Below are 21,856 nucleotides of genomic sequence, written 5' to 3' on the forward strand. Positions count from 1 at the left end.
TCCGGATTAGTCCCTGATGTCCGGGAAGAGCCCGGACAGGGCGCTAACGGCGTCGTCGTAGCCGCTGCGTTCGTGGATAGCCTGGTGGAGAAACGCCTCCAGCGACGGGTATTTGTCGATAGCCTGGTCCAGCATCGCGTCGCTCCCTTTGACGTACGCCCCCACGCTGACCAGATCCCGGTTGCGCTGATACGCGGAGAGCAGCTGCTTAAAACGCTGCACCTTGCGGTACTGGGGATGCGGGATAAGTTCGGTCATGGCGCGGCTAATCGAAGCTTCGATATCGATAGCCGGATAATGCCCCGCCTCGGCCAGACGACGCGACAGCACGATGTGGCCGTCGAGGATCGCGCGCGCGGAGTCGGCTATCGGATCCTGCTGGTCGTCTCCTTCCGTCAGCACCGTATAGAAGGCGGTGATCGAGCCGCCCCCTTGCACGCCGTTACCGGTGCGCTCAACCAGAGCGGGCAGGCGGGCAAAGACCGACGGCGGATAGCCTTTGGTCGCGGGCGGTTCGCCAATCGCCAGCGCCACTTCACGCTGCGCCATGGCGTAGCGCGTCAGGGAGTCCATGATCAGCAGCACGTTGAGGCCACGCTCGCGAAAATCCTCCGCGATACGGGTGGCGTAAACGGCCCCCTGCATACGCAATATCGGCGAGACGTCTGCCGGGGCGGCAACCACCACCGCCCGGGCCAGCCCCTCCTCGCCGAGGATATTCTCGATAAAATCCTTCACCTCGCGACCGCGCTCGCCAATCAGCCCCACCACGATCACATCAGCGGTGGTAAAGCGAGCCATCATGCCGAGCAGCACGCTTTTCCCGACGCCGGAGCCGGCGAACAGCCCCATACGCTGCCCGCGACCTACCGTCAGCAGGCCGTTAATGGCGCGTACGCCCACGTCGAGGACGGTTTTGATCGGGTCGCGGTGCAGCGGATTAAGCGTTGGGGTGAAGAGGCCTGCGGCCGGTTTCCCTAGTGCAGGACGACCATCCAGCGGACGCCCCTGCGCATCCAGCACGCGTCCCAGCAGATGGGGGCCAACGGGAAGCTGTTTACCGGCGTGGCTGTAGCGTTGCAGGGCGTAGATGCGTGCCCCCGGCAGGATGCCGTCGACATGCTCCAGCGGCATCAGGAACAGCGTCTGGCCGTTGAAGCCCACCACCTCGCTCTCGACGGGGAGTATTCCCTGCTCCGTCTGGCGCTCTACGATACACAGCGCGCCGATCGGCAGCTTTAGCCCCACGGCCTCCATCACCAGCCCGGTGGCGCGCGTCAGTTTGCCGTACTGGCGGAAATCGGGCACCTGAGCGAGTTTTTCCTCCACCCGGTCGAGGGCGGAGAGCCATTTTTTTAACTGCTGGCTCATTGCGAGAGCTCCTCGCGCGCCAGCTGGCAGAGCGCCTGCCAGCGGGTTTCCATGCTGGCGTCCACCTCCACGTCCGGGGAGACAATCCGGCAGCCCCCGGCGGCCAGGCTGGCGTCGCGGTGCAACTCCCAGCCCATCGCGATAAGCGTTTCGCCCAGCGCCGCCTGCACTGGCGCAAACGCGTCCGGGCTGACATACAGCTGGATAGTGCCGTGCAGCAGCGTATCCTGCTGCATCAGGTTGCGGATCTGCGCGTTAAGCGCCTGGTTGTCCGTCACGCGGGCGGTGCCGTAAAGCTGCTGGACCGCGGTGAGCGACAGCTGCACCAGACGCGCGGGGACCAGCCCTTCGAGGTTTTCCAGCGCCAGCTTAAAGTTGCTGACCCAGACTTCGGCCTCGCGCAGCAGCGTCTGCTGTTCTACCCGCGCCTGCTCGACGCCCTGGGCAAATCCAGCCTCGCGGCCCTCTTTCAGCCCGGCCTCGTAGCCCTGCTTGCGCCCCTCTTCCTGGCCCTGCTGCTGCCCCTGGGCAAAGCCCTGCTGCTCCGCCTGCTTGCGAAGGCGCGCCAGTTCGGCTTTTAGCTGCGCCTCTGACTGGGCGTTATCCAGCGTCGGCAGCGGGGTTTCCTGCGGCTCACCCAGCAGGTTTTCAGGCTGCCAGGCTCGCCACTCACGAGCGTTGTTATCATCAAACGTAGGCATCGTCGCTGCCTCCAATCAGGATCTCGCCAGACTCCGCCAGGCGACGCACCACGTTGAGAATGGTCTTCTGTTCGGCTTCGACCTGCGACAAACGCACCGGGCCACGGGAGGCCAGATCGTCGGTCATCAGCTCGGCCTGACGACGGGACATGTTGCGGAAGAATTTCATGCGCAGCGGCTCGTCGGCCCCTTTCAGCGCTACGATCAGCGTATCGCTCTCGATCTCCTGCAACAGACGCTGGATGCTGCGGTCTTCCACATCCACCAGGTTTTCGAACAGGAACATCTCGTCGATAATCTTCTGCGCCAGTTCGCCGTCGAATTCGCGCACCGCCTCGATGGCCGCCTCCTCCTGCTGGGATTTCATCAGGTTGAGGATCTCGGCCGCCGGACGGACGCCGCCCATCTTGCTGCGCTTGAGGTTCTGACCGTGCAGCAGGTTGTTCAGCACTTCCGTCAGCTCCTGCAGCGCGGCAGGCTGTACGCCACCGAAAGTGGCGATACGTAGCATAATGTCGTTACGTTCACGGTCGTCGAATTTGCCCAGCACGTCCGCCGCCTGGTTACGTTTGAGGTGAACCAGGATGGTGGCGATGATCTGCGGATGCTCTTCGCGGATCAGATCAAACACCGCCTGCGGATCCATAAAGTTGAGCGTTTCGATGCCGTTGGTGCCCTGATGGGTGTCCAGCAGATCTTCCAGCAGCGAGGAGGCACGCTCTTCGCCCAGCGCCTTGACCAGCACGCTGCGCAGGTAGTCGTTGGTGTTGAGGCTGAGCGCCGCATATTCGCTGGAATCTTTCTTAAACTCCTCCAGCACCATGGCCATCTGGTCGTGAGTAAAGCCCGCCATGTTGACCATCGAGGCACTGATCTGCTTAACCTCGTGGGCGTTAAGGTGCTTGAACACCTCCGCCGCCAGGACATCTCCCAGCGTCAGCATGACGATGGCGCTTTTTTCTGAGGCATTCATTATTTCGGCTCCTTACTCATCCACTGGCGGATCACCAGGGCGATAACGCGCGGTTCCTGCTCTGCCAGTTCACGCAACTGTTGACCATTGAGTTCCGTATCCACCCGCTGCTGCGCTCGGTCGCGGTTGTTTTTCTCCGCTGCACGTTTTTTCGCGGCAATCTCTTCTTCCCGGGCCTCTTTTTCCATCTCCAGGCGACGAATCGTGGTCTCCTGGTGGCGGTTCCAGGCCGGCTGCACCAGCTTGCGCCACATGATCCAGGCGATAATGGCAATGACCAGATAACGGGCGATAGCCATCAGCAGCGCGTAGAAGCGATCCTGCTTCCAGAACGGCGGTACCGGTGTCTCCACCACGCCGTTAAACGCGGAGTTAAGTATGTTGACGCTGTCGCCGCGCGTAGCGTTGTAGCCGATGGCCTCTTTCACCAGGGCGTTAATGCGCGCCAGTTCGGCCTCGCTAATCGGCCCCGGCTTGCCCTCTTCCCCCTGCGGCAGGTGGTTAATCACCACCGCGACCGACAGGCGCTGGATGCGTCCGGCATTGGATTTGGTATGGGTCAGGGTGCGATCCACCTCGAAGTTGGTGGTCTCATCGCTGCGATTGTTATACGGCTGCGTCGTTTCACGGCCGGTGCTGCTGCCGGTGGTTTTCTCTTTTTTGTCATCCACGGGCGTGTTAAGCGGCTGGGTCAGCGGCGCGGTGGCCGGTGCCGGTGGGGTGTTGCTCAACGCACCGGGTACGCCGCTGGCGCCACGACGGTTGCCCTGCTCCGAGAGGCTGGCCTGACGGCTACGGATCGCCATTTTTTCCGGGTCGCTGTTCGGCTGGTACTGCTCCAGGGTCTGCTCCTGCTCGGTGAAATCCATCTGCGCGGTCACCTGGGCGCGGATGTTTTCATCCCCCACCAGCGGAGCCAGAATGCGCTGGATGCGCTGCTGGTAGTCGCTCTCAATTTCATTGGTGTACTTCAGGTGCGCCGTCTGCAAGCCGCGTAGCCCGCTCTGGGTGAGGAGGTTGCCGCGCTGATCGACAATGGTCACGCTCTCTGCCGCCAGCCCGGTTACCGCACTGGAGATCAGATGGGTGATCGCCACCACCTGGCTGTCGTCGAGGGTCCGGCCCTGCAACAGGTTAACGGTGACCGAAGCGGTCGGTTTTTTCTGTTCGCGGACAAACATCGACGGTTTCGGCGTGGCCAGATGCACGCGCGCGCTCTGGATCGGGCCGAGATTCTCAATGGTGCGCGCCAGCTCGCCTTCCAGCGCGCGCTGGTAGTTCACCTGCTCGGTGAACTGGCTGACGCCAAACTTCTCCTGATCGAGCAATTCAAAGCCCACCGAGCCGCCCTTCGGCAGCCCCTGCTGGGCGAGCTTCATGCGCACTTCATGCACCTGCGCTGCGGGTACCATGATGACGCCACCCGGCGTGTCGATACGATAAGGAACATTGAGCTGCGACAGCTGGGCAACAATCGCGCCCCCTTCTTCATCACTGATATTGCTGAACAGGACCCGGTAATCCGGCTCCTTTGCCCAGAACATCAGCGCGATGATGACGGATAGCGCCGCAGCGCCGCAAATCACCAGCAAAAGCTTCGGGCTGCCGCGAAGTGAGGACAGCATCGATTTAATTCGCTCAGCCGGATTGTTGGTTAACTCATTTAGTGTGGCACTCATGCCGGATTCCTGTATGAAATAGCACGCATCAGCGATGCGCGTCAGCTCACGAAATTCGCGAGAGTGATGTCGACGATTTCAAAAATATAAGAATTTTTCAGGCGGGCATTATCGTCTGAAAGGCGTTTTTTTTAAGGATAAATAAGCTCAAAGTTCTGTCGGCTTATTGGATTTTCTGAGGTTTTTAAACGCGTGTTAAGCTGTCGACGTTTAAAAGATGTGCAATAAGCAGTGGTTTTTATCCCATTTATCAGGAACTGAAAAATGTCAGCGACATTAATGCGTGGCGTACTCGATCAAATTCAGACCCAGGCGCAGCAGGTCAGCGGCCCATCTAACCGGCTACAGACCTCGCGCGGCGACGCCCCCTCTTTTTCTGACGTTTTATTTAACAGCATTAACGAAATAAATAAAACGCAGGTTGAGGCAAAGAGCAAAACCCAGCAGTGGATGTCAGGCAGTAGCGATATTGCCCTGAATGACGTGATGCTGGCGATGCAGAAATCCTCTATTTCATTCAGCTTTGGTATGCAGGCGCGAAATAAGATGATCAGCGCGTATCAGGAAATAATGAATACCCCGGTGTAAGGTCTGATCCCATTCTATGAGTGAAATTAACAGCACGCCTGCACGCTTATCCCTGAATACGCTTTCTCTGACTGACGGCGAATTACAGCGTGTCGGGAAATTAATCTATAAGCGCGCCGGCATTGTCGTCAACGCGCAAAAGCGAGAGATGATTTTCAATCGTCTCTCTCGTCGCGTGCGCACGCTGGGACTGGCCACGTTCAGCGAGTATATCGCCCTTCTGGAGTCGCACGCAGAGCACCCGGAATGGCAGAACTTTATCAACGCGCTGACCACCAACCTGACCTCCTTTTTCCGCGAGGCCTATCACTTCCCGATCCTCGCGGAACATGCCCGGCAGCGCGCGAATGGCTATCGCGTCTGGTGTACCGCCGCCTCAACGGGGGAAGAGCCCTGCTCTATCGCCATGACGCTGAACGAGCAACTGGGCCCGTCGGTGGCCGGGCCGCGCATCTGGGCGTCGGATATTGACACCGAGGTGCTGGCAAAAGCAGAAGCGGGCGTGTACCGGCTGAGCGATCTGGACGCCCTGACGCTGGCGCAGAAACGTCACTACTTTCTGCGGGGCGCAGGCGATAACAGCGAATGGGTGAAAGCCAGACGGGAACTGCTGTCGGCCATCCACTATCAGCAGTTGAATTTACTCGATGAAAAGTGGTCCGTTCCCGGGCCGTTCGATGCCATTTTCTGCCGCAACGTGATGATCTATTTCGATGCGCCAACGCAGCAGCGCCTGCTGCAGCGCTTTGCGCGTCTGCTTAAGCCGGGTGGCCTGCTGTTTGTTGGCCATTCGGAACACTTTAACCACGCACATATTCCGCTGCGCCTGCGGGGGCAGTCGGTGTATGAACTGACGGAGGCCACACGGTGAAGGCGATTCGTGTGCTGGCGGTCGATGATTCCGCGCTGATGCGAAACATGCTCAGTGCGGTGGTCAATCAGCAGCCTGATATGGAAATGGTTGGGACGGCGCCGGACGCGTTTATTGCGCGCGAGCTGATCAAACAGCTCAACCCGGACGTGCTGACGCTGGATATCGACATGCCACGTATGGATGGGCTGGAGTTTCTCTCCCGCCTGATGCGCCTGCGCCCGATGCCGGTGATTATGGTCTCCTCCCTGACCACCCGGGGGTCGAAAGCCACCCTCACAGCGCTGGAACACGGCGCGGTTGATTTTCTGCCCAAGCCGGAGCACCGCGGTGCAGAGAACATCGACAGCTGGAGCCAGCTGGTGGTGGAGAAGATCCGCGTCGCGGCCCGCGCGAAGCTGGCCCAGCACGCCCCCGAGGCAAGGCCGGTGCTCGCCGGTATTCCCGTGCGCCAGCAGAGCATCATCGCCATTGGCGCGTCCACGGGCGGCACGGAGGCGCTGCGCCGGGTGCTGATGCCGCTGCCGGTCAGCACGCCGGGGATTGTGATCGCCCAGCACATGCCTGCCGGTTTTACCCACTCTTTCGCCCAGCGACTCGATTCGCTGTGCCAGATTGCCGTGCGTGAAGCCCAGGATGGCGAACCGGTGCGGCCGGGTACCGCCCTGATTGCCCCGGGCGATCGCCACATGGAGGTCATCTGCCAGGACAACGGCTACCGGATCAGGCTCAGCGACGCCCCACCGGTTAACCGTCACCGGCCGTCGGTGGATGTGCTGTTTGACTCCGTGGCGCGCCAGGCCAGCAAACACGCCAGCGCCGCCCTGCTGACCGGCATGGGCGCGGACGGCGCGCGCGGTCTGCTGCACCTGCGCCAGACCGGTGCCTTTACCCTCGCGCAGAGCGAAGCCAGCTGCGTGGTATTCGGTATGCCGCGTGAAGCCATCGCGCTGGGCGCCGCGAAAAAGGTCGCCGACCTTGACGACATCAGCCAGTGCTTACTGGACAGTTTTCATAAACATCATTCATCCAAAACCGACTCACGACGTTCAGGAGATACCCCCCATGTCGGATAAAAATTTGCGTTTTCTGGTGGTGGACGACTTCGCCACCATGCGACGCATCGTACGAAACCTGCTGCAGGATCTGGGCTACAAGCACATTGACGAGGCCGAAGACGGTCAGGACGCGCTCAACAAGCTGCGCGCCAGCGACTTCGATTTCGTGGTCAGCGACTGGAACATGCCGAATGTCGACGGACTGGAGCTGCTGAAAACCATCCGCAGCGATGCGGCGATGGCAAAACTGCCGGTCCTGATGGTGACCGCAGAAGCGAAGAAAGAGAACATCATCGCCGCGGCTCAGGCGGGCGCCAATGGTTACATCGTTAAACCGTTCACCGCTGCCACGCTGGAAGAGAAGCTCGGCAAAATCTTTGAAAAACTCGGGTAACCCTTATGAACTCCCCGTTAAACATGCAGGCGGATAACGCCACTGAGATTTTCGTTCGCATCGGACAGTTGACCCGTCTGCTGCGCGACAGCATGGCCAACCTCGGTCTGGAACAGGCGATTATGGAAGTCGCGGACGCGTTTCCGAACACCCGCGACCGCCTGAACTATGTGGTGGGTAAGACCTCCCAGGCGGCTGACCGGGCGCTGACCAGCGTTGAGGTGGCGCGCCCCCTGCAGGAAGGGCTGAGCGATAGCGCCACCGCGCTGAGCGCCCGCTGGGATGCGTGGTTTGACAATCCGCAGCCGCTGGACGATGCCCGCGAGCTGGTCAAAGCCACCCGCGCCTTCCTGCACGACGTGCCGGAAAAGACCCAGCAGACCAACCGCCAGCTGACCGAAATCATGATGGCGCAGGACTTCCAGGATCTCACCGGCCAGGTGCTGCAAAGCCTGATGCACGTTATCGAGACCGTGGAGAAAGAGCTTATCAGCGTGCTGGTAGAGAACATGAACGAACGCGACGCCAGCGCCGCTGCCGGTGACGCGCACCTGAAGAACGGTCCGCAGATAGATACCCGCGCCGAGGGCATTGTGGCGTCTCAGGAGCAGGTGGACGATCTGCTGGAGTCACTCGGCTTCTAATCCCGCCGGGCGAATGTCATGTCAGAACAAAACGACAGCGAAAAAACAGAAGACCCCACCCCCCACCGAAAGCAAAAAGCGCGTGAAGAGGGACAGGTTCCCCGATCGCGCGAGTTAACGAGCGTCCTGATGCTGCTGGCAGGCTGGGGATTGCTGCTGGGAGCGGGCGGCTGGCTGGCAAAACAGCTGCAGCACCTGCTGCATAACGGTTTAACGTTTGACCGGCTGTTAGTCAGCGACCCGCAGCAGATGCTGCATCACGCCGGAGCGCTGCTGGGGATGGCGTTTCTGGCCCTGCTGCCGTTTGTCGGCGGCCTGTTTCTTACGGCCGTTGCCACCCCGTCACTGATTGGCGGACTGAATATGAGCGCCAAGGCCCTCAAATTTAACGCCAAAAAGCTTAATCCGATCAGCGGCATCAAGCGCCTGTTTTCCGCGCAGATGGTGTCGGAAATGGTCAAGAGCATTCTCAAGGTGACGCTGGCGGGCATCGGGGGTGGGCTGTTTTTATGGTTCAACAAAGGGAAGTTTATCAGCCTGATGTATGAACCGCTGCGCATGGCGCTGGGTGATATCAGCGCCCTGCTGATGGGCTGCATGCTGGTCATTATTTTATCGCTGATCCCGATGGTGGCATTCGACGTGGTTTACCAGCTCTGGAGCAACTTTAAAAAGCTGCGCATGAGCCTGAAGGAAATTAAGGACGAATTCAAAAATCAGGAAGGTGACCCGCTGATTAAAAGTAAGGTTCGCCAGCTGCAGCGTCAGATGGCGCAGCAGCGAATGATGACCGATGTTCCCACCGCCGACGTGGTGGTCAATAACCCGACTCACTATTCGGTGGCCCTGAAGTACCAGGAAGGCGCTATGGGTGCCCCGATGGTGGTCGCCAGCGGTAGCGGGCTGATTGCCCTGCGCATCCGCGAGCTGGCTGAAGAGAACCGGGTTCCCATGCTTGAGGCGCCGCCGCTGGCGCGCGCCCTGTATCGCCATTGTGACCCCGGCTCGCCGGTGCCCGCCGAGCTGTATAGCGCGGTCGCGGAAGTCCTGGCCTGGGTCTATGGCCTTAAGCGCTGGCGTAAGGGCTACGGCTTACGTCCGCTGACACCTAAAGATCTTCCCGTTCCGGCGGAGATGGATTTTGCACAAGAGAGTAGAGAGTGATGGCCAATATCGCCACCAAATTACGATTACCCAACATGCAGGAAACCCAGTGGCAGGTGCTGGCCGGTCCGGTGCTGATCATGACCATCCTGGCGATGATGATTCTGCCGCTGCCCACCTTTGTGCTGGACCTGCTGTTTACCTTCAATATCGTGCTGTCGATCATGATCCTGCTGGTCGCCATGTTTACCCAGAACACGCTGGAGTTTTCCGCGTTTCCGACAGTGCTGCTGTTCTCCACCCTGCTGCGTCTGGCGCTTAACGTCGCCTCCACGCGCGTGATCCTGATGAACGGTCATACCGGCTCGGAAGCGGCGGGTCAGGTGGTGGAAGCCTTCGGCCACTTCCTGGTAGGTGGGAATTTCGCCATCGGTATCATCGTGTTCATCATCCTGATCATCATTAACTTTATGGTTATCACCAAGGGTGCCGGACGTATTGCAGAAGTCGGCGCCCGCTTCTCTCTCGACGGGATGCCAGGCAAGCAGATGGCAATTGACGCGGATCTGAATGCTGGCCTGATCGGCGAAGAGGAAGCCAAGCGCCGCCGTAAAGAGGTGACGCAGGAGGCAGACTTCTACGGCTCGATGGACGGAGCGAGCAAGTTTGTGCGCGGCGATGCCATCGCCGGACTGCTGATTATGGCGATCAACATTATTGGCGGTCTGGTGATTGGCGTGATGCAGCACGACATGTCCGCGAGCGTGGCCGGTGAAACCTATACCCTGCTGACCATCGGTGATGGTCTGGTGGCGCAGATCCCGGGCCTGGTGATTTCCACCGCGGCCGGTGTGGTCGTGACCCGCGTGGCGAACGATCAGGATGTGGGTGAGCAGATGGTGGGTCAGCTGTTTACCTCTCCGCGCGTGATTGTGCTGGCGGCGGGCGTGATTGGTCTGCTGGGGCTGATCCCCGGCATGCCTAACTTTGTCTTCCTGCTGTTTACCGCCACGCTGCTGGGCGTCGCCTGGTGGCTGCGCGGCCGCGAAGGTGACGAGAAAAAAACGGGTGGCATACAGGCTGATGCCGACGCGGCGGATGCAGAAGTTGCACAGGTCAACGAAGCGACCTGGTCCGATGTGCAAATGGAAGATACCCTGGGTCTGGAGGTGGGCTATCGCCTGATCCCGATGGTGGATCACGAGCAGCAGGGCCAGTTATTGACCCGCGTGCGCGGCATTCGCAAGAAGTTTGCTCAGCAGATGGGCTTCCTCCCGCCCGCCGTTCATATTCGTGACAATCTGGACCTGGCTCCGACGCACTATCGCATCCTGCTCAAAGGGGTCATCATCGGTTCAGGTGACGTTCAGCCGGACCGCTGGATGGCGATCAACCCCGGTTGCGCAGAGGGTGAGGTTCCCGGTACGCCGTGCACCGAGCCCACCTTTGGTTTGCCAGCCCTGTGGATTGACGAAGTGCATCGCGAACTGGCGCAAACGCTGGGCTACACGGTGGTTGACCCGAGTTCGGTGGTCGCTACGCACCTCAACCATCTGATCGCCACCCATACCGAGGAGTTGTTTGGCCGCCAGGAGGCACAGCAGTTGCTCGACCAGATAACCAAACAGTCGCCTAAGCTGGTGGAAGATTTGATCCCGGCGGTCATCAGCCTGACCACGCTGCACAAGGTGCTGCAGAACCTGCTTGCCGAGCGCGTACCGATCCGCGATATGCGCACCATCATCGACACGCTGGCGGAGTTTGCCACCGCCCAAAGCGATGCCGATGAGCTGACCACTCGCGTGCGGGCCCGTCTTTCCAGAGCGATTACCCAGCAGTGGTTCCCGGGTGAGGACGATATTCAGCTGATTGGTCTGGATCTTTCTCTGGAGCAACTGCTTGTGCAGGCGACCCAGAGCGGGAGCGCAATTGAACCGGGCATTGCCGAAAATCTGATGAAGCAGACTGAACTGGCGCTGCAGCATCAGGAAGGCTTAGGTGCGCCGCCGGTGCTGCTGGTCAACCCGGCCCTGCGTCTGATGCTGTCGCGCTATCTTCGCCGCATCTTCCCGCAGCTGGCGGTGCTGTCCAGCCAGGAGATCAACACCCAGCGCAACGTGCGGATGACCTATCTGATTGGAGGTAAAGGATGAAACGGTGGGTGTCAGGCCTGCTTCTGATCTCGCCGCTTGCCATGGCGGCGGACGGTTCCTGGAGCAGCAGCAGCTTTGGCGGCACGCTGAGCCAGGGTCAGCAGGTGCTGAAGAGCAAACCAGTGCAAAGCCCCTCTCCCCTGCCCACAGGGGCCGCAGCGTCACGCGTACACTGGAAGATCGCGACGCATGGACTGACCCCGCCGGGGTTTCGCATCCGCCTGTGCAGCGCTACGCGCTGCATAATACTGCCCGGCTTTGCCGGAGAGCTGCCTCTGCCTGCCGGGATGCCGGCAGGCGGGCCGTTTCGTTTCGAGTATTATTCCGCGGCGGGCGGACGTCTTGATGCCCCGTTAACCGTGCTGAGCAATCAGCTCACGGTAAGCTACTGTTATCGCTAAGGCTTGCTGTCCACTGAAAATTAAAGCGCTGCGACGTTCAAATCCGATTGCGCCTGTAGCGATTTCCAGCGTAAAGGCGTAAACGCGGCGGCGCTGACTATCTTAACGACTTTATGTTCGTTCTTATTGATCAGGTATTTTGCATCCCGAACGGGATAGAGAATGTCGCCCGCAGAAAGCGATGCTGGGGTGGTGACGACGGCCACCAGCGTTAACTGGTCGGCACACAGAATAAGCGCGTAGCGTTGTAAGGTCGATAACTCAACGGCATCCGTAATCTGCCATTCCATAGCCTCTCCTGTAGTCCATGCTGACGCCTGTAAAAGAGATTACAGCGTGTAATCCTGTTATTTATTCAGAAGGCTGAATTGCGCTTTATCATGATATCAGTGAGTACATAATTCTTATCGGGTAATAACCTTAAATACCTTTCTATTATTTTCGCCTTCATCGACGGACATCCATGATTTATCACCCTATCATCTAAAATGCTTACAAATGTCATCGTTTATTAACGCCATAAACAATTGCATGTCAAAAACAGGCTGCCATAATAACGTTCCGGATAATATTAGTGGGAGAATAAACGTGCGCTATTTCGCTGTCGTGGTTTCATCAATTTTAATGTGTGGCTCTTCCATGGCCGCATCCGTGAATGCCGCCACCCTACCTGAGCTGGCGGAAGCACTAAACACACGATTCGAGGTAATGAAGGATGTGGCGGGCTATAAGGCTGCGAACCACCTTCCCGTTGAGGATCTCCCCCGAGAAAAAAACGTTCTCCTGAAGGCGCAGAGCGCTGCCCGTGACGCCATGCTGGATCCGCAGAGCATTGACGCGTTTGTCCAGACGCAGATGGCCGTCAGTAAAAGTATCCAGTATCGCTATCTCGATCGCTGGCGTTTACAGCCTGAAAAAGAGTGGCAGCCCCGCCCACTGGCAGACGTGAGAGCGCAAATTCTTGCACTGGATAATACGATCCTGAATCTGATTAGCCGTCAAATTCTGACGGGCGGTGGATTTGGCGACGCGCAGGACCGCACGCTGGGCCGATTACTGGACGATAAGCAGATATCAGCGCTGGAGAAGGCGCAACTGATCGATGCGCTCGGGAAGATTAAACGTCAGTGAACATCCGCCTGAGCCCATCACGTTCGCGACGGGCTCAGGGTTAAATTACTTATTTTTCAATGCACATTGTGCAACATCAGCCTTTAAGGCTTTAATTTCATTCTGCTGTTCACGTACGGCTTCAATCAGCGGGGCCACCAGCTTTTGATAATCGACCTGCTTTTTCCCGTCTTTCGTTTTAACCAGTTCCGGATAGACCTTTTCAACATTCTGCGCGATTAATCCGACATCCTGACTTTTATTCTCTTTCCAGGTATAAGAGACCCCTTCCAGCTTGAGAATTTTATCCAGGGAGCCCTCAAGAGGGCGAATATCTTCTTTCAGGCTTTCATCGCTGAAAGGACAGCATCTTGAGCCGACATCGGCCAGGGCAGAGGCGGAAAACATCAGAGGGATAATTATAAACGCGGATTTTTTTAACAACATAAACGCTCCATATATATGAGATACTGGATATTCAGGGTTGTGTATTTATAGATAGTATTATCAGCAATATATTCCCGCGCTGATGATTAAACGGTAGCAATAATTTCTTTTTCGCACCATAGGCGCTAACGGGCAATAAACGCGTATTATTGACAGCAATTATCGCTAATAATCCCCCGACTTTGTCTGCTCATTACCGTTCCCGGAGTGGGCCTGTTCCTGACGGGATTTACGCAGAATTTTGTCAATGGGATTGTTGTCACTGAAAGGAAACGGGATAAGTGCTTGAATAGCGACGGAGAGAGAAGGACTTACCCCTTCAACACCTTACCCCTGTTCCGTTTTTCGGCATCTCTCCGTTTTGTTATTGCCATCATGCCGGGTTGTTTGGCATGTTAACCCCCTGACCTTTCAATTTTGTTCAAGTGACGAGTTTGCGAGCAAAGCGATGATTAAGTGGCCCTGGAAATCAAATGACGCTGGTCAAAATGTGGCGCTGCCATGGGATGACGCACTGACGATCCCTGTTCTGGCTAATCTTAAACCGGATGAACAATCGAAACTGGTTCAGCTGGCGGATCGTTTTTTACAGCAAAAACGCCTGGTCCCACTGCAGGGTTTCGAACTCGATCCCCTGAAAAACGCCCGCATCGCCCTGCTTTTCTGTCTGCCGGTGCTTGAGCTCGGCATTGAGTGGCTGGACGGTTTCCACGAAGTGCTTATCTACCCCGCGCCGTTCGTGGTGGATGACGAATGGCAGGACGATATCGGGCTGGTGCACAACCAGCGCGTGGTGCAGTCCGGACAAAGCTGGCAGCAAGGGCCGATAATCCTCAACTGGCTCGACATTCAGGACTCGTTCGACGCCTCCGGTTTTAATCTGGTTATCCATGAGGTGGCGCACAAGCTGGATACCCGCAACGGCGATCGCGCCAGCGGCGTCCCGCTGATCCCGCTTCGCGAGGTGGCGGGCTGGGAGCACGACCTGCATGCGGCGATGGATAACATCCAGGATGAAATAGACCTGGTCGGCGAAAGCGCGGCCAGCATTGACGCCTATGCGGCAACCGACCCGGCCGAATGCTTCGCGGTGCTCTCGGAGTATTTCTTCAGCGCGCCCGAGCTTTTCGCGCCCCGTTTCCCGGCGCTGTGGCAGCGTTTCTGCCAGTTTTATCAGCAGGATCCCCTGCAGCGTCTGCGGCAACATGAGGAGTCTGGCGGCCATTCCTCCCGCCAGATCCATTAAGGTTTTTCAGCAGGGGGACGCTCGATTGACCGTACCCCTATGCTCAGGGCTAAAAACAGCACCGCCATTCCCCATGCGGCCACCGTTAAAGAGTGCTCCCCGTAAAAACGCGTCACCACAGGCACCAGCAGCGCGCTGACGCCGTAACCTAACGTGTGGCTTGTGGCGATGACGCCCGCCCCTTTCCCGGTGGTCAGCCTGTCGTTCAGCAGCAGCTGGTAGCCCGGCGTGGCCATCGCCGCCCCGAGTGACGTGATAACAATCCCTACGTAGAACAACGCTAAACCGGAGACAGACATCAGCCCAAGCCCGGCCACCATTAACACCGCCGCGATACAGAGCAACGTCACCGGGCTGAAATGCTGCGGGCGGACCACCAGAAACTGTGCCGCGAGCGTGGCCAGCGCGGCCAGGCTCAGCAGGAGCGCGACATGATGGCTGATCTCCCGGGCGTTACCGTCCAGCAACGGGCTAAGATGCGGTGACAGGCCAATCTGCATAAGGCTCACCAGCGCCGCCAGCAGCAGCGCCAGCAGCAGGAACGGCAGCATGGAGGCCTGCAGGCGGGTTGCCTGGTGGGCTACCGGCGGCAGCGGCGGGTCAGCGACTTCGCGAAGCACCAGCAGCAGAGCGATAAGCGGCGCAACCGCCATCAGCCAGAGCGGCGCAACCGGATTAACGCTGAGCATCAGCGCCGCCAGCGGTGGGCCGAGCAAACGCCCGCAGCTGAGGCCGGAGCTTATCGTCGCCAGCGCCGCCATTCTTTTCTCCAGTCCCGCACGCTGAATCGCCCACGTCTGGGCCGCAGGCACCAGCCCCGAGACCGTCAGTCCGTAGAGCAGGCGCGAGAAAATAAGCCCCGCCAGCCCCCAGACCGTATCCAGCCTTCCGGCCGCCATCGCCCAGACCACCAGCGCCATCACAACAAAACTGGCCAGATAGCCGCTTAGTGAGGCCAGCATGACAGACTTACACCCCTTCCGCTCACTCTGACGCCCCCACCAGGGTGATGCCGGTAAAAAGAGCATGGATCCAAACATCAACAGCCCGGCCCAGACCGAGAGTGACAGCCCGGTCAGGGTGACCAGCTGCGGGAGCATCACCAGCAAACCGTTTTGCCCGATGCCCAGTAAACCCGCAGATAGCGCCAGGGGCCAGTTAGCTTTTGAGGTGACGTTTTCGGTCAATATTTCAGAGTCAGTGCGCATGAGAATGTGAACATAGTGTCAATAAATGTGTGGAAATTATGAAATTTATGAAAACAAATATTGCAAAAATGGTTGCGACTGTAAACAGAATGAATATCATAACGAGAATTATTATCAATCATGGAATGAGGTACATCTATGCGTGCTCTGCTCCGCACCGCCGGTACAGACGTTGCAGCCCAGTGTTTTTTAAACGCCCTGTTGCGCGAAACGAAGGACTGGCGCTATCTCCCCGCTACCGCTGCGGATGCGCTATCTGAGATTCATATCCCGCTTTCCCAAACCCAGGCGCTTCGGGTGCCGGTACGCTATTTCTCTCCTACCCAGCATCATCAGTACCATTTCCCGGCAACGCTTATTCAGAGCAACAATGATAACGGTGACGCCGTCACATTCAGTCAACTGGTTGATTTAATTCTTGAAAAACCGTCCGTAAAAGGCTCGCTGGATGCCGATACGCTGGCGCGTTTTAAGCAGCGCGTTCTCGAAAGCCATGTCCACACCTGGCAGGCGATTGATTTACGCCACCGCTGGGCAACCCTGCGCGATAAGCCTCTGACGTTTGCCGACGCGGAACAGGCGCTGCTGGTCGGCCATGCGTTTCACCCGGCACCGAAATCGCACGAGCCGTTCAACGAAACCGAAGCGCGTCGCTATCTGCCCGATTTCGCCTCCCGCTTCCCGCTGCGCTGGTTTGCCGTTGAGAGCACGCTCGTTGCCGGCGACAGCCTGAACGTCTCCCTGCGTGAGCGTCTGCTGCGCTTCGCGGCCCAGAGCGCGCCCGAACTGCTCGGCCACTTCACGGACACCCGCTGGCTGCTGCCGATGCACCCGTGGCAGGCCGACTATCTGCTGGAGCAGGAGTGGTGCCAGCGTCTGGCGGAAAACGGTTCACTGCAGGACCTGGGTGAGGCGGGCGCACAGTGGCTGCCCACCAGCTCGTCACGCTCGCTTTACAGCGAGACCAACAGCGACATGATTAAGTTTTCCCTCAGCGTGCGTCTGACCAACTCCGTGCGCACGCTGTCGGTGAAAGAAGTTAAGCGCGGCATGCGCCTGGCGCGCCTGGCGAAAACGGAACGCTGGCAAAATTTGCAGGCGCGCTACCCGACCATGCGCGTGATGCAGGAAGACGGCTGGGCGGGACTGCGCGATGACAGTGGCGTCATTCAGGAAGAGAGCCTGATGGCCCTGCGCGTTAATCTGCTGTTCGATACGCCAGACACCCAGACCAACGTGCTGGTGAGCCTGACGCAGGCCGCGCCGGACGGCGGTGACAGCTTGCTTGCCGCGGCAGTGCGCCGTCTGAGTCAGCGTCTTGATTTACCGCTCGCCCAGGCCGCCCGCTGCTGGCTGGACGCCTACTGCGACCGCGTATTGCTTCCGCTGTTCAGCGCCGAGGCGGACTACGGTCTGGTCCTGCTGGCGCACCAGCAAAATATCCTTGTTGAGATGCAGCAGGATTTCCCGGTCGGGCTGATCTACCGCGACTGTCAGGGCAGCGCGTGGACCGAAGGGGCCGACGCGTGGCTACAGGAGGCGGGCGAAACTGAGGTGGAAAACCGCTTCGGTGAGAGCCAGCTGCTGCGCTACTTCCCTTACTACCTGCTGCTGAACTCTACCCTTGCCGTTACCGCCGCCCTTGCTGCCACCGGTTTTGACAGCGAGGAGAGCCTGATGTCCCGGGTGCGCGACGCGCTGGCGGAACTGCGCCGCACGGCGAAGCAGACCCGCTGCCTCGACTACGTGCTCGACAGCCCGACCTGGAACTGCAAAGGCAACTTCTTCTGCTATCTGCACGATCGCAATGAAAACACCATCGCCGATCCGGCGGTGATCTATTTCGACTTTAGCAACCCGTTCTACAAGGAGAAGGCGTGATGGCTATCGCGAATATCGTCCATTCCGGCTACGGCTTTCACTGCACCGCCACGGATCGCGCCCTGCCGCTGGCGTTGGGTCTCGACGGCAGCGCGGTGCTGGAGCGTTTGAAGGGGATCCCGGACGGCTGGCTGGTGGAAGCCCTTGATCAGCTGTTTGTGGCCGCCCCCGCGCTGACCGGCATTACGTTACCCTGGGCGGACTGGCAGGATGAACCCCAGGCGCAGGCGCTGTTTGGCCTGGCAAGCGGGGATTATCTGGCGCGTGAAACCTTCTGGCAGCTGCCGCTGTGGCTGAAAGGCGAACGGCATCAGGCCAGCAGCGGCATGCAGTTTGACGAGAGCCGTCAGCTGTACTTCCCGCTGCGCCCTTGCCGTCCGCAGGGCGAAGTGTACCGCCGTTACGATCCGCAAATTAAGCGCACCCTCAGCTTCCGCGTCGCCGACGTGGCGCTGGACAGCGAACGTTTTACCCGCTGGATGAACAACCCGCGAGTGAACGCCTTCTGGGAGATGGCGGGCCCGCAGGCCGAGCAGGAAAGCTACCTGCGTCGTCAGCTTGACTCGACCTACTGTTACCCGGTTATCGGCTGCTTCGACGACCAGCCGTTCGGCTATTTTGAGCTCTACTGGGCGGCGGAAGACCGCATTGGCCGCCACTACCGCTGGCAGCCGTTTGACCGCGGCCTGCACATGCTGGTGGGCGAAGAGAACTGGCGCGGCGCGCAGTATATCCGCAGCTGGCTGCGCGGCCTGAGCCACTACCTGTATCTCGATGAACCGCGCACCACGCGGATTGTCGCCGAGCCGCGCTTCGACAACCAGCGCCTGTTCCGCCATCTGGCCTCCGCCGGTTTCGACACGGTGAAAGAGTTCGACTTCCCGCATAAACGCTCGCGTCTCATTATGAGCCAGCGTCACCGCTTCTTCAGCGAGGTGGGCCTGTGAACACGCTCTGGGAAAAAGTGAACCGCGAGATGGTGGCGAAGATCCTCGCCGAGCTGGAATACGAACGCACCCTGCGCGCCGAGCCGCTTGCGTCTGACGGCTGGCGCATCACCATGGGCAACGAGTCCTGGCAGTTTCGCGCCGCGCGCGGGATCTGGGGCTGGCTGCATATCGACCCGGACAGCCTGACCACCGCCAGCGGTGCCGCCGTAGAGGCGGAAAGCGCGCTCCTGCAACTCGCAAAAGTGCTGGAGATGAGCGACGCGCAAACGGCAGAGCACATGGAAGATCTCTACGCCACGCTGCGCGGCGACATGCAGCTGCTGCATGCGCGTGAAGGGCAGGACGCGGACGCGCTGATCCACCTCGACCCGGACGAATTACAGTGTCTGATGCGCGGTCACCCGAAGTTTATTTTCAACAAAGGTCGCCGCGGCTGGGGCCTGGACGCGCTGCGTCAGTACGCGCCTGAGTATCGCGGACGTTTTCGTCTGCACTGGATTGCCGTTCAGCGGAAGCATCTGGTCTGGAGCAGCGACGGCGATTGCGATATCAGCACCCTGCTGGCTAGCGCCATGGACAACGTCGAGCGCGCCCGCTTTGACGCCCGCTGGCAGGCGCTGGGTCTCGACGACAGCTGGCTGCCCGTGCCGCTGCACCCGTGGCAGTGGCAGCAGAAGATCGCCATTCATTTCCTGGCGCAGCTGGCGCGCGGTGAGATGGTTGAGCTGGGCGAGTTTGGCGATGAGTACCTGGCGCAGCAGTCTCTGCGCACGCTCACCAACGCCAGCCGTCGCGCGCCGTTTGACATCAAGCTCCCGCTGACGATCTACAACACCTCCTGCTATCGCGGCATTCCGGGCAAATACATTGCCGCCGGACCGCTGGCCTCGCGCTGGCTGCAGCAGCAGTTCGCCAGCGACGCCACGCTTGCCCGCTCTGGCGCGCAGGTGCTTGGCGAACCCGCTGCCGGATACCTGTCGCATCCGGGCTATGCGGCGCTGCCGAAAGCGCCCTACCGCTACCAGGAGATGCTGGGCGTGATCTGGCGGGAAAACCCGTCCTGCTATCTGCAGGACGGCGAACAGGCGGTGCTGCTGGCGGCGCTAATGGAAACCGACAACGCCGGGTGTGCGCTGATCGACGCGTGGATCAACCGTTCCGGGTTAAGCGCCGACGCATGGCTGGAAAAACTGTTTGAGGCATCGGTCATCCCGTTCTATCACCTGCTCTGCCGCTACGGCGTGGCGCTGATCGCCCACGGCCAGAACGTGACGCTGGTGATGAAGGACTACGTCCCGCAGCGCATCCTGCTGAAAGATTTCCAGGGCGATATGCGCCTGGTGGATGAGGATTTCCCGCAGGCGCAGAGCCTGCCGGAGCAGGTGAAGGCCGTCACGGCGCGCCTGAGCGCGGATTACATTATTCACGACCTGCAAACCGGCAACTTTGTGACGGTGCTGCGCTTTATCTCGCGCCTCACGCTGCAAAGCGGCATCAGCGAAACGCGTTTCTATCAGATCCTCGCCGGAGTGCTGCACCGCTATATGGCCGCGCACCCCGAGCTTGCTGAGCGCTTCGCGACGTTCGACCTGTTTAAGCCGCAAATTATTCGCGTGATCCTCAACCCGGTCAAACTGACCTTCTCCGAACACGACGGCGGCAGCCGCATGCTGCCGAACTACGTCACCGACCTTGATAACCCTCTTTTTCTCGCCTCCCGGGAGTCAGCGCAATGAAAACCTATGATTTCATCGGCATTGGTATTGGCCCGTTTAACCTCAGCATCGCCGCGCTGGCGGAAGGGCTGGACGGCTTTAGTTCGCTGTTTCTTGAGCGTAAACCGCACTTCTCCTGGCACCCCGGCATGATGGTGCCGGACTGCCACATGCAGACCAGCTTCCTGAAGGATCTGGTCAGCGCCGTGGAGCCGACCAACCGCCACAGCTTCCTGAACTACCTGGTGCAGCGCAAAAAGTTCTATCGCTTCCTGACCACCGAGCAGCGCACCGTTTCCCGCGAGGAGTTTGCGGACTATCTGTGCTGGGCGGCGGAAAACCTCACTAACCTGTCCTTTAGCCAGCAGGTGCAGCAGGTGAGCTTTGATGAGAAAAACGGCCTGTTTGAGGTGGTGACCCAGCGCGACCGCTTCCTGGCGCGCCACGTCTGCGTGGGGATTGGCAAACAGATCAACCTGCCTGACTGCGTCACCGTGCAGGACGATACCTGCTTCCACGCCAGCGAGATGATGCTGCGCACGCCGGATCTTACGGGCAAGCGCGTCACCGTCGTCGGCGGCGGCCAGAGTGGCGCCGACCTGTTCCTGAATATTTTCCGCGGTGAATGGGGCCAGCCGCTGAGCCTGAACTGGGTCTCACGCCGCAACAACTACAACGCGCTGGATGAAGCCGCATTTGCCAACGAGTATTTCACGCCGGAGTACGTGGACAGCTTCTCCACGCTGGGGGAAGAGGCCCGTCGTCAGATGCTGCACGAGCAGAAGATGACCTCCGACGGCATCACCACCGAGTCCCTGCTGGCGATTTACCGCGCCATGTATCACCGCTTCGAAGTGCTGCGTGAAAAACCCTGGGCGCATCTCCTGCCGTCCCGCTCGGTGACGTCCCTGACGCGCCAGGAAAACGGGCATCGTCTGAGCATTCAGCACCACCTCGACGGCGGCCGCGAGCAGCTGGAGAGCGACGTGGCGATCTTCGCCACCGGCTACCGCGCCGTGCAGCCCGCGTTCCTGGCGCCGCTGTCTCACCGCCTGCATCTGGATTCGGACGAAGCCTTCTGCATCAACAACGATTTCACCCTCGAATGGGACGGTCCGCAGAGCAACCGCCTGTTCGCCGTGAATGCCGGGATGCACCGTCTCGGCATTGCCGAACCCCAGCTCAGCCTGATGGCCTGGCGCGCGGCGCGAATTCTGAATCGCGCGCACGCCGACGAGCCGTTTGAGCTGGCCACCACTCCTGGCGTTATCCACTGGCGAAGCACCACCAGCCCGGAGAACAGTCAGGTTTTTAAATCATTAGCAAAAACCACCGAGTACTGACACACACAATCAGGGTCAA

21 protein-coding genes are annotated in these 21,856 nt (G+C 59.4%); 14 read left to right on the top strand and 7 right to left on the bottom strand.

Going from position 1 to position 21,856, the window contains the following annotated elements:
* Positions 1-6 precede the first annotated feature (6 nt).
* Genes fliI through fliF form a run of 4 tightly spaced genes read right to left on the bottom strand, consistent with a single transcriptional unit; the run spans position 7 to position 4,724 of the window.
* Positions 7-1,371, bottom strand: coding sequence for a flagellar protein export ATPase FliI (gene fliI, locus AC4IC4_RS14850; RefSeq protein ID WP_491471414.1), 1,365 nt, complete (start codon positions 1,369-1,371; stop codon positions 7-9).
* Positions 1,368-2,072, bottom strand: coding sequence for a flagellar assembly protein FliH (locus tag AC4IC4_RS14855; protein ID WP_491471415.1), 705 nt, complete (start codon positions 2,070-2,072; stop codon positions 1,368-1,370). Before AC4IC4_RS14855 ends, fliI begins: the two co-directional genes overlap by 4 nt.
* A complete protein-coding gene (fliG, locus tag AC4IC4_RS14860; RefSeq protein WP_491471416.1) occupies positions 2,059-3,045 on the bottom strand; it encodes a flagellar motor switch protein FliG in 987 nt (328 codons plus the stop codon). The genes AC4IC4_RS14855 and fliG overlap by 14 nt, the downstream gene beginning before the upstream one ends.
* Positions 3,045-4,724, bottom strand: a complete 1,680-nt coding sequence (gene fliF / locus AC4IC4_RS14865) for a flagellar basal-body MS-ring/collar protein FliF (protein ID WP_491471417.1) — start codon at positions 4,722-4,724, stop codon at positions 3,045-3,047. The genes fliG and fliF overlap by 1 nt, the downstream gene beginning before the upstream one ends.
* A gap of 264 nt (positions 4,725-4,988) precedes the next feature.
* Between fliF and fliE the strand changes: the two genes are divergently transcribed.
* The 8 genes from fliE to AC4IC4_RS14905 are packed head-to-tail and all read left to right on the top strand — an operon-like array spanning position 4,989 to position 11,937.
* A complete protein-coding gene (gene fliE / locus AC4IC4_RS14870; RefSeq protein WP_491471418.1) occupies positions 4,989-5,312 on the top strand; it encodes a flagellar hook-basal body complex protein FliE in 324 nt (107 codons plus the stop codon).
* Between the two features lie 16 nt (positions 5,313-5,328).
* Positions 5,329-6,183, top strand: a complete 855-nt coding sequence (locus tag AC4IC4_RS14875; RefSeq protein WP_491471419.1) for a CheR family methyltransferase — start codon at positions 5,329-5,331, stop codon at positions 6,181-6,183.
* Positions 6,180-7,259, top strand: a complete 1,080-nt coding sequence (locus AC4IC4_RS14880) for a protein-glutamate methylesterase/protein-glutamine glutaminase (RefSeq protein ID WP_491471420.1) — start codon at positions 6,180-6,182, stop codon at positions 7,257-7,259. The genes AC4IC4_RS14875 and AC4IC4_RS14880 overlap by 4 nt, the downstream gene beginning before the upstream one ends.
* Entirely contained in the window at positions 7,249-7,635 is a 387-nt protein-coding gene (gene cheY / locus AC4IC4_RS14885; protein ID WP_059385156.1) for a chemotaxis response regulator CheY, read from the top strand. Before AC4IC4_RS14880 ends, cheY begins: the two co-directional genes overlap by 11 nt.
* Before the next feature lie 5 nt (positions 7,636-7,640).
* Positions 7,641-8,279: a protein phosphatase CheZ gene (cheZ, locus tag AC4IC4_RS14890; protein WP_491471421.1), complete on the top strand. Its 639-nt coding sequence runs from the start codon at positions 7,641-7,643 to the stop codon at positions 8,277-8,279.
* Positions 8,280-8,297: 18 nt separating this feature from the next.
* Positions 8,298-9,443, top strand: a complete 1,146-nt coding sequence (gene flhB, locus AC4IC4_RS14895; RefSeq protein ID WP_491471422.1) for a flagellar biosynthesis protein FlhB — start codon at positions 8,298-8,300, stop codon at positions 9,441-9,443.
* A complete protein-coding gene (flhA, locus tag AC4IC4_RS14900) occupies positions 9,443-11,536 on the top strand; it encodes a flagellar biosynthesis protein FlhA (RefSeq protein ID WP_491471423.1) in 2,094 nt (697 codons plus the stop codon). Before flhB ends, flhA begins: the two co-directional genes overlap by 1 nt.
* Complete coding sequence (locus AC4IC4_RS14905) at positions 11,533-11,937, top strand: flagellar protein FlhE (RefSeq protein WP_491471424.1); 405 nt, start codon at positions 11,533-11,535, stop codon at positions 11,935-11,937. Before flhA ends, AC4IC4_RS14905 begins: the two co-directional genes overlap by 4 nt.
* A 20-nt stretch (positions 11,938-11,957) precedes the next feature.
* Here the strand turns inward: AC4IC4_RS14905 and AC4IC4_RS14910 are convergent, their stop codons facing one another.
* Positions 11,958-12,227: a hypothetical protein gene (locus AC4IC4_RS14910; protein WP_491471425.1), complete on the bottom strand. Its 270-nt coding sequence runs from the start codon at positions 12,225-12,227 to the stop codon at positions 11,958-11,960.
* 349 nt (positions 12,228-12,576) lie between these two features.
* Between AC4IC4_RS14910 and aroQ the strand changes: the two genes are divergently transcribed.
* Positions 12,577-13,068: a gamma subclass chorismate mutase AroQ gene (gene aroQ / locus AC4IC4_RS14915; RefSeq protein ID WP_491471426.1), complete on the top strand. Its 492-nt coding sequence runs from the start codon at positions 12,577-12,579 to the stop codon at positions 13,066-13,068.
* Positions 13,069-13,113: 45 nt separating this feature from the next.
* On the opposite strand, the gene AC4IC4_RS14920 is transcribed toward aroQ, so the two are convergent.
* Complete coding sequence (locus tag AC4IC4_RS14920; protein WP_491471427.1) at positions 13,114-13,494, bottom strand: tail fiber domain-containing protein; 381 nt, start codon at positions 13,492-13,494, stop codon at positions 13,114-13,116.
* A gap of 448 nt (positions 13,495-13,942) precedes the next feature.
* Between AC4IC4_RS14920 and mtfA the strand changes: the two genes are divergently transcribed.
* Positions 13,943-14,740: a DgsA anti-repressor MtfA gene (mtfA, locus tag AC4IC4_RS14925; RefSeq protein ID WP_491471428.1), complete on the top strand. Its 798-nt coding sequence runs from the start codon at positions 13,943-13,945 to the stop codon at positions 14,738-14,740.
* Here mtfA and AC4IC4_RS14930 read toward each other — a convergent pair.
* On the bottom strand, positions 14,737-15,948 hold the full coding sequence (locus AC4IC4_RS14930) for an MFS transporter (protein WP_491471429.1): 1,212 nt from the start codon (positions 15,946-15,948) through the stop codon (positions 14,737-14,739). The genes mtfA and AC4IC4_RS14930 overlap by 4 nt on opposite strands.
* Before the next feature lie 138 nt (positions 15,949-16,086).
* Between AC4IC4_RS14930 and AC4IC4_RS14935 the strand changes: the two genes are divergently transcribed.
* Genes AC4IC4_RS14935 through AC4IC4_RS14950 form a run of 4 tightly spaced genes read left to right on the top strand, consistent with a single transcriptional unit; the run spans position 16,087 to position 21,837 of the window.
* On the top strand, positions 16,087-17,829 hold the full coding sequence (locus AC4IC4_RS14935; protein WP_491471430.1) for an IucA/IucC family protein: 1,743 nt from the start codon (positions 16,087-16,089) through the stop codon (positions 17,827-17,829).
* The gene (locus tag AC4IC4_RS14940) at positions 17,829-18,776 is read left to right on the top strand and encodes a GNAT family N-acetyltransferase (RefSeq protein ID WP_491471431.1); all 948 of its coding nucleotides are present in this window, start codon (positions 17,829-17,831) and stop codon (positions 18,774-18,776) included. Before AC4IC4_RS14935 ends, AC4IC4_RS14940 begins: the two co-directional genes overlap by 1 nt.
* Positions 18,773-20,515, top strand: coding sequence for an aerobactin synthase IucC (iucC, locus tag AC4IC4_RS14945; RefSeq protein WP_491471432.1), 1,743 nt, complete (start codon positions 18,773-18,775; stop codon positions 20,513-20,515). The genes AC4IC4_RS14940 and iucC overlap by 4 nt, the downstream gene beginning before the upstream one ends.
* Positions 20,512-21,837: a lysine N(6)-hydroxylase/L-ornithine N(5)-oxygenase family protein gene (locus tag AC4IC4_RS14950; protein ID WP_491471433.1), complete on the top strand. Its 1,326-nt coding sequence runs from the start codon at positions 20,512-20,514 to the stop codon at positions 21,835-21,837. Before iucC ends, AC4IC4_RS14950 begins: the two co-directional genes overlap by 4 nt.
* The last annotated feature ends 19 nt before the right edge of the window (positions 21,838-21,856 follow it).

The organism is Enterobacter sp. Taxon_2, assembly GCF_058355295.1.